Here is a 14,582-nt window from a genome sequence, read left to right as displayed (position 1 = left end):
CGGGGGTGGGTGCAACCGCTATGGACCCGATGTTACTCACGAGTAACATATTTGCCGCGAGTGCATTACCCTGTCCGTATGACCTCGAACACAGCCTCTTCGAACCCGCGTTCCCTCGCTGGACGCACCATCCTGATGTCCGGCGGCAGCCGGGGCATTGGCCTGGCCATCGCCCTGAGGGCGGCTGCCGACGGCGCCAACATCGCCATGCTCGCGAAGACCGGTGAACCGCATCCCAAGCTGGAGGGCACGGTCTACACCGCCGCGGAGCAGCTGGAAGCAGCCGGCGGCAAAGCCCTGCCGATTATTGGGGACGTCCGCAGCGACGAGGATGTCGCCAACGCTGTCGCGGCCACGGTGGAACGGTTCGGCGGGATCGACATCGTTTTGAACAATGCCTCCGCCATCGATCTGCGCGGCACGGACGACGTCACCATGAAGAGCTACGACCTGATGCAGGACATCAACGCGCGGGGAACGTTCCTGCTCTCCAAGTCCTCCCTGCAGGCCCTGCGGAACTCCGACAACGGCCATATCCTTACCCTTTCCCCGCCGCTGAACCTGGACCCGAAATGGGCCGGCAGCTACCTCGCCTACACCATGGCCAAATACGGCATGTCCCTGACCACGCTGGGCCTGGCGGAAGAACTGCGAAAGGACGGGATCGGGGTCAACTCGCTCTGGCCGTGCACCTCCATTGACACCGCTGCCATCCGCAACATGCCCGGCGGCTCCGAACTTGCCCGGGTTTCCCGCAGCGCCGACATCATGGCCGACGCCGCGCACGCCATCCTGACCCGCCCCGGGAAGGAAGCGACCGGCAACTTCTACACCGACGAACAGGTCCTGTCCGAAGAGGGGGTCACTGACTTCACCAAGTACAGTCTCGGTGCGCCGGAAGACCAGCTCATGGCGGACTTCTTCCTCTAAGCGGCGCCCGCCCGGCTGGCCCGCCCGCCCGGCGCTGGCCGGTGCAGCCCGGCACCGGCCGCCCGGCGCTGGCCGGTGCAGCCCGACGCCCGGCCGGTGCAGCCCGGCGTCAGGCGGACCCGGTCCGCCTGACCGGGGGACCCGGCGCGTAAGATCGGAGGCATGCATTTGCACTACTCCAGCATGGAGCGTCCACCCCTGGAACCGGAGCGGCTCCAGGCGCGCCTTGTTGCCCCCGCAGGACCCCTGTCCCGGCTGGACGTGGTTTCCGAGACCGGATCCACAAACGTTGACCTTGCCGACGCCGCGCGGCTGGTGCCGTCGGCGTACCCCGACCTCTCCGTGCTGACCGCGGAACTCCAAACCGCCGGCCGGGGCCGGCTGGGCCGCACCTGGGAAGCGCCGGAACGGTCCTCGCTGTTCGTCAGTGTCCTGCTGCGCCCGGTTAATCCTTCGGGGCGGCCGCTGCCGACCCAGTCCTATGGATGGCTGTCCCTGCTCTCAGCGTTATCGCTCACCGAGAGCATCGCCGCCCGCACGGGCGTGGAGCCCAAGCTGAAGTGGCCCAACGACGTCATGGTGGACGGCCGGAAGCTGGCCGGCGTCCTGGCGCAGGTGGTTCCGGAGACCTCCGGCAATCCGCCCGCCGTCGTGGTCGGCACCGGTCTGAACGTCTCTCTTACCGACGAGGACCAGCCGGTAAGCACCGCCACCAGTCTGCTGATGGAATACGCCTCCACCACGGACCGGAACGTCCTGCTGGAGGATTATCTGCTTCGGTTCACCGAGGACTACCGCGGGTTCTGCGCCGTTGACGGGGATGCGGATGTGCCCCAGGCGGCTGGCCGGACCCTGAAGGAGAGCATCGCGGCGCGGATGATCACGCTGGGCCGGCAGGTCCGGGCCTTACTTCCGGGCGAATCGGAACTGGTGGGCCGCGCCGTCGGGCTCGATCCCCACGGTGGGCTGCTGATTGTCGACGGCGAGGGCATCCGGCATGCGGTGACCGCGGCAGACGTGGTGCATCTCCGGGCCGCTGAGGCATGAGCGCGCGCCCAAACGGGCTCCGGTGCGGATGAGGCTGGAGCCGGGGGAACAGGTGATTGTGGCTGCGCGGCCACATGCCGGACCACTGCTGGGTCCGATCCTGCTGGCCGCTGCGGCCGGTGCTGCAGGGGGCTTCGCGCTGGGGTACCTGGGCCGGGACACGCTTCCTGCCGCCGTGGCGGACTGGACGTTTGTGCTGGGGCCCGCCGTCGTTCTCCTGACCGTTCTGCTGCTGGCACGGTTCTGTGTGCCGCCGGTGCTGCGGTGGAACGCCACCCGCTATGTGCTGACCAGCCGGCGGCTGATCCAGCGCCGGGGCATTCTTCGGCGCCGTGAGCACGATCTGCCGCTGGCCTCGATCTACCAGCTGGAAGCGCGGCAGGGGATCCTGCAGCGGATGCAGCGGGCCGGAACCCTGCGGATCGACCTTGGCCGCGGCCGGGTGATTGACTATCCCTCCGTGCCTGAGGTGCATAAATTCAAGTCGATTGTGTTGGCCACCATAGAGCAGCTGCCCATGACAGCGATGTTCGATGGTGTAGATATTGAAGGAAGCACGGGTTACGACGACGATTGGAGCGGCTATGAGTGATCAGGGCTCCGAAGCGCCTGACGACGCCGTCGAACCCGAGCCGCTGACCCTGTCCATGAATGCCGTGCCGCTGCCTGAGAAGTCCACGCTTGCGGATTCCCCGGGGGCAATTGACCGGGAGGACGTGCGCAAACTTGAAGCGCAGCTGATCGGTGGTCCGCGGACGCTCAAGCGGCGGGAAGCAGCTGCCGGAGCCGGTGTCTCCCTGCTCTCCGCCCGCAAGCTCTGGCGGGCCATGGGGTTCCCCAACCTCGACGACGACGCGGTGTTCTTCACCGAGGCGGACCGCGATGCACTGAGCACCGTGATTCAGCTGGTCCGCGACGAACAGCTCACCGAGGAAGCTGCCATTTCGATCATGCGCTCGATCGGGCAGATGACCGACCGCATGGTGGTGTGGCAGGTCGAAGCCCTCGTGGAGGAGATGGTGGTCCAGCGCGGAATCACCGATGCGGAGGCGCGTAAAAAACTGGTCGCAGCGCTGCCGGACCTCATTGAGCCGCTGGAAAAGACCCTTGTCTATGCCTGGAAACGGCAGCTGAACGCCGCGATTCAGCGGCTGGCGCTCCGGGCCGAAGCGGGACTGGCGAGCCACGACGCCGATGCCGACGACAATCCGCTGCCGCTGGCCCGCGCCGTCGGCTTTGCGGACCTGGTGTCCTACACGAGCCTGTCGCGGCAGATGAACGAGAAGACACTGGCCCAAATGGTCCAGCGTTTTGAGCACAAGTGCTCCGAAATCATCTCCGTAGGCGGCGGACGACTGGTGAAGACCATCGGTGATGAAGTCCTGTTCAACGCGGAAACCCCGGAAGCCGGTGCGGAGATCTCCCTGGCGCTGGCCAAGGCCTTCAGCGAAGATGAGCTGCTTCCCTCCGCCCGGGTGGCGGTGGTGTGGGGGCGGGTGCTGTCCCGGCTGGGTGACATTTACGGACCGACCGTCAACCTGGCCTCCCGGCTGACCTCGCTGGCAGAACCCGGAACGGTGCTGACCGACGCATCCACGGCCGCGGCGCTGCGTAATAATGACAGCTTCGTCCTGATCCCGCATCCGCCGCGCAACGTACGCGGTTTCGGCGAGATTCACCCCGTGACCCTGGCCAGGGGGACCGGGCAGGGGCTGATCCTGGACTAAGGTCCGGTGCCGCCGCTGCCGCCGCTGCCGCCGGGGTCCCGGGCTCGCGGCGCTCCCGCCGTCCACGCCCCGCCGGGCGGGCCGTGTGACCCGCCGCAGCACCGTGACCCGCCGCAGCACCGCTGATGAGGTGGTGGTCCGTTAGGGTAATGGGGAGAACGTTAGACACATCACCACAGCGCATCATCACAGCACAGCTTCCGGATAGGGCGTGAATGAACTCCGACGAAACGACAGCCGAGGCGTTGGAACTCGAGGCGGTCTTCGGCTATGCCTCCGACCGCGGCCTGAGACGTGAACTAAACGAGGATTCACTGATCGCCGCGGATCCGATCTTCGCGGTCGCAGACGGCATGGGCGGACACGAAGCAGGCGAGGTGGCCAGCAGCATCTGCGTGCGGACCCTGGCCGACTCCCGGATTGTTGGCGAACACCTCCCCGAGGTGCCCGCCGCCGAGGTGGAGGAACTGCTGGCTAAGGCCGACCGGCAGATCCGTGAGGAAACCGGCGGCCGCGCCGGAACCACACTGACGGGAGCGGTGCTGGTCCAGGAGGATTCCCAGCCGTACTGGCTGGTCTTCAACGTGGGAGACTCCCGCACCTACCGGCTGTCCCGCGGCGTCCTGGAGCAGGTCACCGTGGACCACAGCGAGGTCCAGGAACTTGTGGACCTTGGCCAGATCACCCCGGATGAGGCGCTGGTTCACCCCCGCCGCCATGTGGTGACCCGCGCACTGGGCACCGGCAACGACACCAGTGCGGATTTCTGGCTGCTTCCGGTGGAGCCGGGGGACCGCCTGATGGTCTGCTCCGACGGTTTGACGGGCGAGGTCAGCGACGGGCACATCTTCCAGATCCTCTCCGCCGTCTCCAACCCGCAGGACGCCTGTGCGGCGCTGGTCCAGGCCGCACTGCGTGCTGGTGGCCGGGATAACGTCACCGTTCTGGTGATCGACGCCGAACCGGCACCGGGTCACCCGGATCCGGACGCAGAGACGCAGTCCGGACCGGCCGCAGAGGATCCGCAGCAGCCAGACCCCTCTGGACCGGGGACCTCCAGCCCCGACCCGGCTCCGGAAAACTGATCCGTCCGGAATCGATCTCGAAAACTGATCCGTCCGGAAAACGGATTCACGGAACGGTCACAGCCCCAAGGCCCGCCGCTCCAGGACCTCCCGTTCCCGGTCATTGCGTGCCAGTGCGGCGGCAGCACTGAATTCTGCCCGCGCTTCTTCCTCCCGGTCGAGACGGGACAGCAGTTCCGCCCGCACGCTGGGCAGCAGGTGTGAGCCGCGCAGGGCACCCGTGGCGGCAAGCCGGTCCACCAGCTCCAGCGCCGTCGCCGGTCCGGTGGCCATGGACACCGCCACGGCACGGTTCAGCTCCACTACCGGAGACGGCGCCAGGCGGCCCAACGCCTCGTACAGCAGCACGATTCTCTGCCAGTCGGTGCCCTCGACACTCGGCGCAACCGCATGGCACTGCGCGATCGCGGCCTGCAGCGCATAGTTTCCCCGGCCCCGTCCCAGCGCGTCAGCCTGGGCCAGGGCGGCCCGCCCGCGCTCGATCTGACCCCGGTCCCACAGCGTCCGGTCCTGGTCGGAAAGCAGGACCGGAGACCCGTCCGCCCTGGTCCGGGCACGGAACCTGGACGCCTGGAACTCCATCAGGGCCACCAAGGCGAGCGCCTCCGGCTCCCGCGGAACAAGCCGGGCCAGCAGCCGGCCCAGCCGCAGGGCCTCCGACGCCGGTTCCTGGCGCATCCACGACGGTCCGGACGAGGCAGCGTACCCCTCGGTGAACAGAAGGTAGATCACCGCGAGCACCCCGCCGAGCCGGGCGCGCCACTCATTCGGCTCCGGAACATCAAACGGAACCCTGGCCGCGGCCAGGGTCTTCTTCGCCCGGACAATCCGCTGCTGCACCGTGGCCACCGGCAGCAGGAACAGCCGGGCGATCTCCCTGGCGGACAGTCCGCCCACAATCCGCAGCGTCAGGGCCACCTGCGCCTCCCGGGACAGCACCGGATGACAGGCTACAAAAATAAGTTTCAGGACGTCGTCCGGCAGCGGATCCCACTGCGGTGCCGCCTCGTCCTCCAGCCGCCGGCCCAGGTCCGTATAACGGTCCTGCAGCCGTGCCGCCCGGCGCCAGGCATCAATTGCCCGGCGCTTGGCGACAGTGGTGAGCCAGGCCGCCGGGTTCCGCGGCACGCCCTCCGCCGGCCACCGGGCCAGCGCCTCGGCCACCGCTTCCTGGGCGACATCCTCTGCCAGCCCCAGGTCCCCGGTGGCACGGGCCAGGGCCGCGACAATCCCAGCACCGTCGATCCGCCACATGGCGTCAATCCGGTCCCGGACCGCCGCTGCCGCAGCCCTCTCTGCCGCCGCGCCCGCCGCCGCAGCCGCAGCCCTTTCTGCCGCCGCGCCCGCCGCCGCAGCGCCGTCGTCCGGGGTGTCCAGGGGGTCCACGGGGCTAGGCATTCTCCGCGCGGAGCTTCTCTTCCTGCTCGCGCCAGCCTTCTTCCTTCTGGATGTACTCGTTGTCGGAGAAATCCTCGAAGTCGGAGGCATCGGTAACCCGCCGGACTTCCAGCTTGGACCCCGGCCCCAGCGGGCAGCGGCTGGCCCACTCCGCCGCCTCCTGCTTCGAGGCCGCCTGAATGATCCAGAATCCGTTGAAGAGTTCGTGGGTCTCGCCGTACGGGCCATCGGTGACCAGCGGCGGATCCTCGGAGAAGTCGACGACGAAGTTGTTGTCCTCCGTGACCTCGGCCAGGCCCTCTCCGGCCAGCAGGACGCCGGCATTGATCATCGACTCGTTGTAGGCGCCCATCCGGTTGATCATTTCCTCAAACGGCATGCTCTTGGACGCCTCAAGTGCTGCATCCGTGGAGCGCATAATCATCATGTATTTCATGGCTTATCTCCTGCTCGTGAGGGGAGCGCTTTGGTGCGCCTCCTACTATGCCGTCGAACGGGGCGCCTGGATATCGACGGCGCGGGGAAATTTTCTTTGTCCGGAGGGGACGCACCATCCCCAACGTCCGCAGCAAAGCTCCCAACGCCGTCGTACATACGGCAAGATTGGACAGGTGAGCACAGCTAAGACATCCCCGGAAGAAGCGGTCGACGCCGTCAGCACGGATACGCCGCCCAGCGGCGGCCTGCGCGAAGAGTATGAGGCGCTCTCTGATCAGGTTCGCAAGTACCGGTTCGCGTACTACAACGAGGACGCCCCACTGGTCTCTGATGCCGAGTTCGATGAGCTGTACCGCCGGCTCGAAGAACTCGAGGCGCTGCACCCGGAGCTGGTGACCAACGATTCGCCCACCCAGGAAGTCGGGGGCGAGGTCTCCGCGGCCTTCGCTCCGGTGGAACACCTGTCCCGGATGTACAGCCTGGAAGACGTCTTCTCCCTGGACGAGCTCGACGCCTGGGTGAAGCGGGCCGTTGCCTCCATCGCCTCCATCGCCCCGGGCTCGAAGGTTCAGTGGCTCACCGAATTGAAGATCGACGGGCTGGCAGTGAACCTGCTCTACCGCAACGGTGAACTGGTCCGCGCGGCCACCCGCGGAGACGGCACCACCGGTGAGGACATCACCCACAACGTGCTCACCATCGCCTCCATCCCGCGCCGGCTCAAGGGCACGAACCTCCCCGCGGAGGTGGAAATCCGCGGCGAGGTGTTCATTCCCTCCAAGGAGTTCGCCCGCCTGAACGAGACCATGGTCGAAGCGGGCAAGGCACCGTTCGCCAACCCGCGCAACGCCGCCGCCGGCTCGCTCCGGCAGAAGGATCCCAACGTCACGGCGCAGCGTCCGCTGAGTATGTACGTCCACGGCATCGGTGCCCGGGAAGGCCTGGGGGCCAACACCCAGTCTGAGACCTACGAGCTGCTCAAAGCCTGGGGGCTGCCCACCTCGCCGTACTACAAGGTTCTGGACACCTACGACGAGGTCCTGGAATTCATCGCCACCAACGGTGAACACCGCCACGACCTGGCACACGAGATTGACGGCATTGTGGTCAAGGTGGACGACTTCGCGCTGCAGCGCGCACTCGGCCACACTTCCCGGGTGCCGCGCTGGTCCGTGGCCTACAAATACCCGCCGGAGGAAGTGAACACCAAGCTCCTGGACATCCGGGTGAACGTGGGACGCACCGGCCGGGTCACCCCCTACGGCATCATGGAACCGGTCAAGGTCGCCGGCTCCACCGTGGAGATGGCCACCCTGCACAACCAGGACGTGGTCAAGGCCAAGGGCGTCAAGATCGGCGACATCGTGGTGCTGCGCAAGGCCGGGGACGTGATCCCCGAGATTGTGGGTCCGGTGATCGCGCTGCGCGAGGCGCAGGATCCGCCCGTCCGTGATTTCGTGATGCCCACCCACTGCCCCTCCTGCGGCACGGAGCTGAAGCCGGCCAAGGAGGGCGACGTCGACATCCGCTGCCCCAACGCCCGTTCCTGCCCGTCCCAGCTGCGCGAGCGCGTGTTCCACCTGGCCGGCCGCGGCGCGTTCGACATTGAGGCCCTGGGCTGGGAAGCAGCGATCGCCCTGACCTCACCCGCCGAACCGGAAACCCCGCCGCTGACCAGCGAAGCCGGGCTCTTTGATCTCAAGGTCGAAGACCTCGCCGACGTCCGGATCGAACGTCCCAAACGCTCCAAGGGCGTGGTGGTGGGCACTGAACTGGTGCCGTACTTCTACACCAAGGGCACCGCGAAGAAGCCGTCCGAGCCCTCCGCCAACACCCGCAAGCTCTTCGAGGAACTGGAAAAGGCGAAGTCCCAGCCGCTGTGGCGGGTCCTGGTGGCCCTGTCCATCCGGCATGTTGGCCCGACGGCGGCCCGCGCCCTGGCGACGGCCTTCGGGTCCATGGAGAACATCCGGGCGGCCAGCGAAGAGCAGCTCGCGCACGTGGACGGGGTGGGCCCCACCATCGCTGCGGCGCTGGAGGAATGGTTCGCCGAGGACTGGCACGTGGAGATCGTGGACGCGTGGGCACGCGCCGGTGTGCGGATGGCCGATGAGCGCGACGAAACCCAGCCCCGCACGCTGGAGGGACTCACCATTGTGGTGACCGGAACGCTACCGAACTTCAGCCGGGACGAGGCCAAGGAAGCCATCATCAGCCGCGGCGGCAAGGCCTCCGGGTCAGTGTCCAAAAAGACCGACTACCTGGTGGCGGGGGAGAACGCCGGCACCAAGCTGGATAAGGCAGAGTCGCTGGGGGTGCCCGTGCTCGATGAGGACGGGTTCCGCCGGTTGCTGGAGCACGGCCCGCTGAACAGCGGAGAACCTGAGGACACACCATGAGCCCCGCACCCGATCCCCTGGACCTGCTCGACGTCGCCCGGCAGGCGGCCGCCGCCGGAGCCGCCGTCCTGGCACGGCGGTCAGAGGAGGGACTAAACGCCGTGAACAAGGGGTCCGCCGGCGACTGGGTCACCTCCTACGACACGGAGGCCGAGTACGCGGTCCGCGAGGTCATCAACAAGCTCCGCCCGTTCGACGAAATCACGGGAGAGGAACTGGAGGCGAGTGTCCCCGCGGATCCGTCCGGCATCCGCTGGTCGGTGGACCCGCTGGACGGGACCACTAACTTCATCCGGAACATTCCGTTCTACGCCACGTCTGTTGCCGCCGTGAACAGCGACGGCGACTGGCTGGCCGGCGTCGTCCATGCCCCGGCCCTGGTCCGCGTTTACTGGGCAGCGCGGGGCCACGGTGCCTGGCTCTCGGAGCGGGGCAGCCTGCGCCAGCTTTCCGGACCAGATCCGCAGCGGATTGGAAAGCTGCTGGGAACCGGATTCTCCTATGAAGCAGGCGTGCGCGCGGAACAGTACGCCGCGCTGCCAGAGCTGATGGAAGGCTACGCCGACCTGCGCCGCATGGGCTCAGCCGCCCTGGACCTGTGCCTGGTTGCCGATGGCACCCTGGACGCCTACCTGGAGCGGGGCCTGAACGAACATGACTTTGCTGCAGGTGCGTTGATCGCCGAGGAGGCCGGCGCCACCGTGCACCGCCCCGGCACGTCGGCACGGCGGATGGACGACGCCGAGCGGCTGGCCGCGGTGACAAGCGCCTGGCTGGTGCCGCCGTCGGGCCTCTAAGCAAGACCCGGGCGGACTTTAAGCCCTGAGGAAAGCGGGGCCTTCCGGGGATGGCCACGGACACCAGGGCGCGGATAATTGGGGGAGTTCAGCACAGCTCCTTGGAGCCCGGGAGGATGCATCATGACCCGTAAACTCACTCCGGCAGCGCGGAAGTCGCCGTCCGCGGTCACCACACGCGTCCCGGCACCCAAACCCCAGACCCCGCCGGACCTGGATACCGCCCGGTTCGCCGCGATTATCGACGAACATATCGCCGACGTCCGCAGGAAGATCGACTCCGTCCTGGCAGATATCCGGGAAGTCACGGCCGCTGCTAAGGACACCCCGGCGGATGATGAGCATGATCCCGAGGGCACCACGGTCACCGTGGAACGTGCCAATGAAATGTCGATGCTCGCGGCGCTGGAGGCCTCGCTGGCGGAGATGCTCCTGGCCCGGGTGCGGCTGGATGACGGGGTCTACGGAATCTGTGAACGCTGTGGGGAGCCGATCCCGGAAGCCAGGCTGGAAATCCGGCCCGAGGCCCGCTACTGCGTGGCCTGTTCGGCGGCCGCCAGGAGGCACTAAACCCTCCTGCCACCGGATGGTCAGGCCGCCGTGTGTTCGGGCTCACCTGGGCCAAAGGCCTTCTCCGGCCGGACGGATGCCTGGCTGCGGATAGAATTTACGCTGGAAATCAACCCCCACGTAAGGATCCGTAACACCCATGAGCATCACCGTCCGGCGGGCTACCCCAGCAGACTTTGAAGACATTCGCCGGATTACCCGTGACGCCTACCTGAAGGCCGGGTTCATCGACGCGGACAATCCCTATGTCCAGGATCTCGAAAACGTGGAACACCGTGCCGAGCACGCAGAACTCTGGGTGGCCGAAAAGGACGGCGCCGTCGCCGGGTCTGCGGCAGTCACCTTCGCCGGCCAGCCCTACGCGGACATTGCGGGCGAGGGTGAACTGGAATTCCGCATGCTCGCCGTCGATCCTGCCGTGCAGCGCGGGGGAGTGGGCCGGGCGCTGGTCAGCGCCATTGTGGACTATGCCCGCAGCCTGGACGGCATCCACGCTGTCTCCCTGACCAGCATGACCAGCATGCTCGGAGCGCACAGCATGTACCTCTCGCTTGGTTTCGAGCGGGTTCCGGAACGTGACTGGACCGTGCCTGGCGAAGATTACGTCCTCTGGGTCTTCCGCCTGGAGCTCTAGTTCCCGGCAGCCGCTGCTCAGTGTGCAGGTATGGCGACCTTCCGCGAAAAAAGGTCGCCATATCTGCACACGGACCGCGACGACCCTGCCTCCCGCAGCGCGTCCGGCGCATGCCGCCTGAACTGTGTTGCCGCACGCCGTAGACTGGTAGGGATACCGGTGGAAGCCGAAAATACTGCATAAGACGCATGGGAGACTCATGTCTGAGATCAATCGTGAGGCGGTGGCGCATCTGGCGCGGCTGGCCCACATTGAGATGACCGACGACGAGCTGGACAAAATGGCCGGCGAACTCGACGTCATCGTGGATTCGATCAAATCCGTAAGCGAAGTTGCCGGCGAGGACATCCCGGCCACCTCCCACCCGATCCCGCTGGCGAATGTGTTCCGCGAGGACGTGGTGGGGCAGACGCTGACCAATGAGCAGGCCCTGTCCGGCGCGCCGGACAATGCTGAAGGCCGCTTCAAGGTCCCTGCCATCCTGGATGAGGAGTAAGACTTCCATGAGTGAACTGATTACCTCCAGCGCTGCCGTACTGGCAGAAAAGCTGGCTTCCCGCGAAGTCTCCGCCGTCGAGGTCACCCAGGCGCACCTGGACCGCATTGCCGCCGTTGACGGCGACATCCACGCGTTCCTGCACGTCAACACCGACGAAGCCCTCGAAGTGGCTTCCGGTGTGGACAAGGCCCGTGCCGCCGGCGAAGAGCTGCACACCCTGGCCGGCGTTCCGATCGCCATCAAGGACCTGATCGTCACGGTGGGCCAGCCCACCACGGCCGGCTCGAAGATGCTCGAAGGCTGGATGAGCCCCTACGACGCCACCGTGATCTCCCGGATCCGCGCTGCGCGCATGCCGATGCTTGGCAAGACCAACCTGGACGAATTCGCCATGGGCTCCTCCACGGAGCACTCGGCGTACGGCCCCACCCGCAACCCGTGGGACCTGGACCGCATCCCCGGCGGCTCCGGCGGCGGTTCGGCAGCCGCCGTCGCCGCCTTCGAAGCGCCCCTGGCCCTCGGTACCGACACCGGCGGGTCCATCCGCCAGCCCGCGTCCGTGACCGGTTCGGTGGGCGTGAAGCCGACCTACGGCGGAGTTTCGCGCTACGGTGCGATCGCGATGGCGTCCTCACTGGATCAGATCGGCCCGGTCTCCCGGACCGTGCTGGATGCCGCCCTGCTGCAGGAAGTCATCGGCGGGCACGACCCGCGCGACTCCACGTCCCTCACCGACCCGGTGGGCAACCTGGTGGAGGCTGCCCGCAACGGCAGCGTCGCCGGCATGCGCATCGGCGTCATTAAGGAACTGCAGGGCGAGGGCTACCAGCCCGGCGTGCAGGCCCGCTTTGACGAGTCGCTGGAACTGCTCAAGGACGCCGGCGCGGAAATCGTTGAGGTCTCCTGCCCGAACTTCAAGTACGCCCTGGGCGCCTACTACCTGATCATGCCGTCCGAGGCCTCCTCGAACCTGGCGAAGTACGACGGCGTCCGGTACGGTATGCGCCGGCTGCCCGCCGAACCGCCGCTCACGATCGAGCGCGTGATGGGTGCTACCCGCGCCGCCGGCTTCGGCGACGAGGTCAAGCGCCGGATCATCCTGGGCACCTACGCCCTTTCCGCCGGGTACTACGACGCCTATTACGGCTCGGCCCAGAAGGTCCGCACCCTGATCCAGCGCGATTTCAATGCCGCGTTTGCACAGGCTGACGTGCTGATCTCCCCGACCTCGCCGAACACGGCGTTCAAGCTCGGCGAGAAGCTGGACGATCCGCTGGCCATGTACCTCAACGACGTCGCCACCATTCCGGCCAACATGGCCGGCGTCCCGGGCATCTCCATTCCCGGCGGCCTGGCCGACGGGCTGCCGGTGGGCATCCAGTTCCTGGCACCCGCCCGCGAGGACGTGCGCCTGTACCGGGCCGGCGCAGCCCTGGAAGGCCTGTTGGAGCAGAAGTGGGGCGGCCCGCTGCTGGCCTCAGCCCCCGTACTCGGAGGAGTGAAGTAATGTCCGTGCACACCCAGGAAGAGACCCTTCCCTTCGAGACGGCCATCGAGAAGTACGATCCGGTTCTCGGGTTTGAGGTCCATGTGGAGCTCAACACCAAAACCAAGATGTTCTCCGACGCCCCGAACGTCTTCGGCGACGAACCGAACACGAACGTGACTCCGGTGGACCTCGGCCTGCCCGGCGTGCTGCCGGTGGTGAACAAGACCGCCGTGGAGTACTCGATCCTGATCGGCCTGGCGCTGAACTGCAAGATCGCCGAATCCTGCACTTTCGCCCGGAAGCAGTACTTCTACCCGGACACCCCCAAGAACTTCCAGACCTCCCAGTACGAAGATCCCATTGCGTACGACGGCTGGCTGGATGTTGAACTCGAAGACGGCACCGTGTTCCGCGTCGAGATCGAGCGCGCGCACATGGAGGAAGACGCCGGAAAGCTCACCCACATGGGCGGTGCGGCAGGCCGCATCCAGGGCGCCGACTTCTCCCTGGTGGACTACAACCGGGCCGGTGTACCGCTGGTGGAAATCGTGACCAAGCCGATCGAGGGCGCCGGTTCCCGCGCACCGGAGCTCGCCAAGGCTTACGTGGCTGCCATCCGGGAAATCGTCAAGAACCTCGGTGTTTCCGACGCCAAGATGGAGCGCGGCAACGTCCGCTGCGACGCCAACGTCTCCCTGCGCCCGTACGGCCAGGAAAAGTTCGGCACGCGGTCCGAAACCAAGAACGTGAACTCGCTGCGCGCCGTCGAACGCGCGGTCCGCTTCGAAATCCAGCGGCATGCCGCCGTCCTGGAATCCGGCGAGAAGATCGTCCAGGAAACCCGTCACTGGCATGAGGACACGCGCTCGACGACGTCGGGCCGGCCCAAGTCCGACGCCGATGACTACCGGTACTTCCCGGAACCGGACCTGCTGCCCGTGGTCACCACCCCGGAGTGGATCGAAGAGCTGCGCTCCCGCCTGCCCGAGCCGCCGGCCGAGCGCCGCAAGCGGCTCAAGACCGACTGGGGCTACTCCGACGCCGAGTTCCGCGACGTCGTCAACGCCGGAGTGATGGAAGCCATCGAGGAAACCATTGCAGCGGGCGCCTCCGCCCAGGTGGCCCGCAAATGGTGGATGGGTGAAGTGGCCCGGCGTGCCAAGGAAGCCGAAGTGGATCCGGTGGATACCGGTGTCACTCCGGAACTGATAGTTGAGCTGGACCGCCTGGTCCAGGCCGGCAAGATCAACGACAAGCTGGCCCGCCAGGTCCTGGACGGCGTCCTCGCCGGCGAAGGCAGCCCGGAGGAAGTCATCGAAAAGCGCGGCCTCGCCGTCGTCTCTGATGACGGAGCCCTGCTCGAAGCCATCGACGCCGCCCTGGCGGCTGCTCCGGATGTTGCAGACAAGATCCGCGGCGGCAAGATCCAGGCTGTCGGCGCGATCGTCGGCGGCGTGATGAAGGCCACCCGCGGCCAGGCCGACGCCGGCCGGGTCCGCGAACTGATCCTCGAACGCCTGGGTGTGCAGGGCTGACCCAGGCCTGTTCACTCCTGCTCCGGCTTCCGGC

The 14,582-nt window shown here is 66.9% G+C and carries 14 protein-coding genes; 12 read left to right on the top strand and 2 right to left on the bottom strand.

The window, feature by feature from the left end; translation table 11 throughout:
* The first annotated feature begins 78 nt into the window (after window positions 1–78).
* The 5 genes from H9639_RS12045 to H9639_RS12025 all read left to right on the top strand — a co-directional run bounded on the left by H9639_RS12045 (window position 79) and on the right by H9639_RS12025 (window position 4,789).
* Window positions 79–930 carry an SDR family oxidoreductase gene (locus H9639_RS12045; RefSeq protein WP_191808312.1) on the top strand — a complete coding sequence of 284 codons (852 nt, stop codon included), beginning with the start codon at window positions 79–81 and terminating at the stop codon, window positions 928–930.
* A 162-nt stretch (window positions 931–1,092) separates the two neighbouring features.
* Window positions 1,093–1,977: a biotin--[acetyl-CoA-carboxylase] ligase gene (locus H9639_RS12040; RefSeq protein WP_191808311.1), complete on the top strand. Its 885-nt coding sequence runs from the start codon at window positions 1,093–1,095 to the stop codon at window positions 1,975–1,977.
* 28 nt (window positions 1,978–2,005) lie between these two features.
* Window positions 2,006–2,569 (top strand): PH domain-containing protein, encoded by a 564-nt coding sequence (locus H9639_RS12035; RefSeq protein ID WP_225219562.1) that lies wholly within the window; start codon window positions 2,006–2,008, stop codon window positions 2,567–2,569.
* A complete protein-coding gene (locus tag H9639_RS12030; RefSeq protein ID WP_191808309.1) occupies window positions 2,562–3,704 on the top strand; it encodes an adenylate/guanylate cyclase domain-containing protein in 1,143 nt (380 codons plus the stop codon). Before H9639_RS12035 ends, H9639_RS12030 begins: the two co-directional genes overlap by 8 nt.
* A 215-nt stretch (window positions 3,705–3,919) precedes the next feature.
* Window positions 3,920–4,789, top strand: coding sequence for a PP2C family protein-serine/threonine phosphatase (locus H9639_RS12025; protein ID WP_191808308.1), 870 nt, complete (start codon window positions 3,920–3,922; stop codon window positions 4,787–4,789).
* A gap of 57 nt (window positions 4,790–4,846) precedes the next feature.
* On the opposite strand, the gene H9639_RS12020 is transcribed toward H9639_RS12025, so the two are convergent.
* Both H9639_RS12020 and H9639_RS12015 read right to left on the bottom strand, forming a co-directional pair.
* Window positions 4,847–6,043, bottom strand: a complete 1,197-nt coding sequence (locus H9639_RS12020; RefSeq protein ID WP_225219560.1) for an RNA polymerase sigma factor — start codon at window positions 6,041–6,043, stop codon at window positions 4,847–4,849.
* Window positions 6,044–6,179: 136 nt separating this feature from the next.
* Window positions 6,180–6,623, bottom strand: coding sequence for a YciI family protein (locus tag H9639_RS12015; protein WP_191808306.1), 444 nt, complete (start codon window positions 6,621–6,623; stop codon window positions 6,180–6,182).
* A gap of 175 nt (window positions 6,624–6,798) precedes the next feature.
* Between H9639_RS12015 and ligA the strand changes: the two genes are divergently transcribed.
* The 7 genes from ligA to gatB all read left to right on the top strand — a co-directional run bounded on the left by ligA (window position 6,799) and on the right by gatB (window position 14,548).
* Window positions 6,799–9,024, top strand: a complete 2,226-nt coding sequence (gene ligA / locus H9639_RS12010) for an NAD-dependent DNA ligase LigA (RefSeq protein WP_318242074.1) — start codon at window positions 6,799–6,801, stop codon at window positions 9,022–9,024.
* Window positions 9,021–9,821: an inositol monophosphatase family protein gene (locus H9639_RS12005; protein ID WP_191808305.1), complete on the top strand. Its 801-nt coding sequence runs from the start codon at window positions 9,021–9,023 to the stop codon at window positions 9,819–9,821. Before ligA ends, H9639_RS12005 begins: the two co-directional genes overlap by 4 nt.
* A gap of 123 nt (window positions 9,822–9,944) precedes the next feature.
* Window positions 9,945–10,391, top strand: coding sequence for a TraR/DksA family transcriptional regulator (locus H9639_RS12000; protein ID WP_191808304.1), 447 nt, complete (start codon window positions 9,945–9,947; stop codon window positions 10,389–10,391).
* A gap of 139 nt (window positions 10,392–10,530) precedes the next feature.
* A complete protein-coding gene (locus H9639_RS11995) occupies window positions 10,531–11,025 on the top strand; it encodes a GNAT family N-acetyltransferase (RefSeq protein WP_191808303.1) in 495 nt (164 codons plus the stop codon).
* 199 nt (window positions 11,026–11,224) lie between these two features.
* Window positions 11,225–11,521 (top strand): Asp-tRNA(Asn)/Glu-tRNA(Gln) amidotransferase subunit GatC, encoded by a 297-nt coding sequence (gene gatC / locus H9639_RS11990; RefSeq protein WP_091606413.1) that lies wholly within the window; start codon window positions 11,225–11,227, stop codon window positions 11,519–11,521.
* 7 nt (window positions 11,522–11,528) lie between these two features.
* Window positions 11,529–13,031 carry an Asp-tRNA(Asn)/Glu-tRNA(Gln) amidotransferase subunit GatA gene (gene gatA / locus H9639_RS11985; protein ID WP_191808302.1) on the top strand — a complete coding sequence of 501 codons (1,503 nt, stop codon included), beginning with the start codon at window positions 11,529–11,531 and terminating at the stop codon, window positions 13,029–13,031.
* On the top strand, window positions 13,031–14,548 hold the full coding sequence (gatB, locus tag H9639_RS11980) for an Asp-tRNA(Asn)/Glu-tRNA(Gln) amidotransferase subunit GatB (protein WP_191808301.1): 1,518 nt from the start codon (window positions 13,031–13,033) through the stop codon (window positions 14,546–14,548). The genes gatA and gatB overlap by 1 nt, the downstream gene beginning before the upstream one ends.
* Window positions 14,549–14,582 lie beyond the last annotated feature (34 nt).

The organism is Arthrobacter gallicola (assembly GCF_014836775.1).
Taxonomy (GTDB): Bacteria; Actinomycetota; Actinomycetes; order Actinomycetales; family Micrococcaceae; genus Arthrobacter_B; species Arthrobacter_B gallicola.
Note: the sequence above shows the minus strand (reverse complement) of the source record. Positions and strands in the feature narration are given on the sequence as shown.

Excerpts from the sequence above, each read along its gene's own strand:
- H9639_RS12045 (WP_191808312.1), top strand. The coding sequence starts at position 79 with ATGACCTCGAACACAGCCTCTTCGAACCCGCGTTCCCTCGCTGGACGC.
- H9639_RS12040 (WP_191808311.1), top strand. The coding sequence starts at position 1,093 with ATGCATTTGCACTACTCCAGCATGGAGCGTCCACCCCTGGAACCGGAG.
- H9639_RS12035 (WP_225219562.1), top strand. The coding sequence starts at position 2,006 with ATGAGGCTGGAGCCGGGGGAACAGGTGATTGTGGCTGCGCGGCCACAT.
- H9639_RS12030 (WP_191808309.1), top strand. The coding sequence starts at position 2,562 with ATGAGTGATCAGGGCTCCGAAGCGCCTGACGACGCCGTCGAACCCGAG.
- H9639_RS12025 (WP_191808308.1), top strand. The coding sequence starts at position 3,920 with ATGAACTCCGACGAAACGACAGCCGAGGCGTTGGAACTCGAGGCGGTC.
- H9639_RS12020 (WP_225219560.1), bottom strand. The coding sequence starts at position 6,043 with ATGTGGCGGATCGACGGTGCTGGGATTGTCGCGGCCCTGGCCCGTGCC.
- H9639_RS12015 (WP_191808306.1), bottom strand. The coding sequence starts at position 6,623 with ATGAAATACATGATGATTATGCGCTCCACGGATGCAGCACTTGAGGCG.
- H9639_RS12005 (WP_191808305.1), top strand. The coding sequence starts at position 9,021 with ATGAGCCCCGCACCCGATCCCCTGGACCTGCTCGACGTCGCCCGGCAG.
- H9639_RS12000 (WP_191808304.1), top strand. The coding sequence starts at position 9,945 with ATGACCCGTAAACTCACTCCGGCAGCGCGGAAGTCGCCGTCCGCGGTC.
- H9639_RS11995 (WP_191808303.1), top strand. The coding sequence starts at position 10,531 with ATGAGCATCACCGTCCGGCGGGCTACCCCAGCAGACTTTGAAGACATT.
- gatC (WP_091606413.1), top strand. The coding sequence starts at position 11,225 with ATGTCTGAGATCAATCGTGAGGCGGTGGCGCATCTGGCGCGGCTGGCC.
- gatA (WP_191808302.1), top strand. The coding sequence starts at position 11,529 with ATGAGTGAACTGATTACCTCCAGCGCTGCCGTACTGGCAGAAAAGCTG.
- gatB (WP_191808301.1), top strand. The coding sequence starts at position 13,031 with ATGTCCGTGCACACCCAGGAAGAGACCCTTCCCTTCGAGACGGCCATC.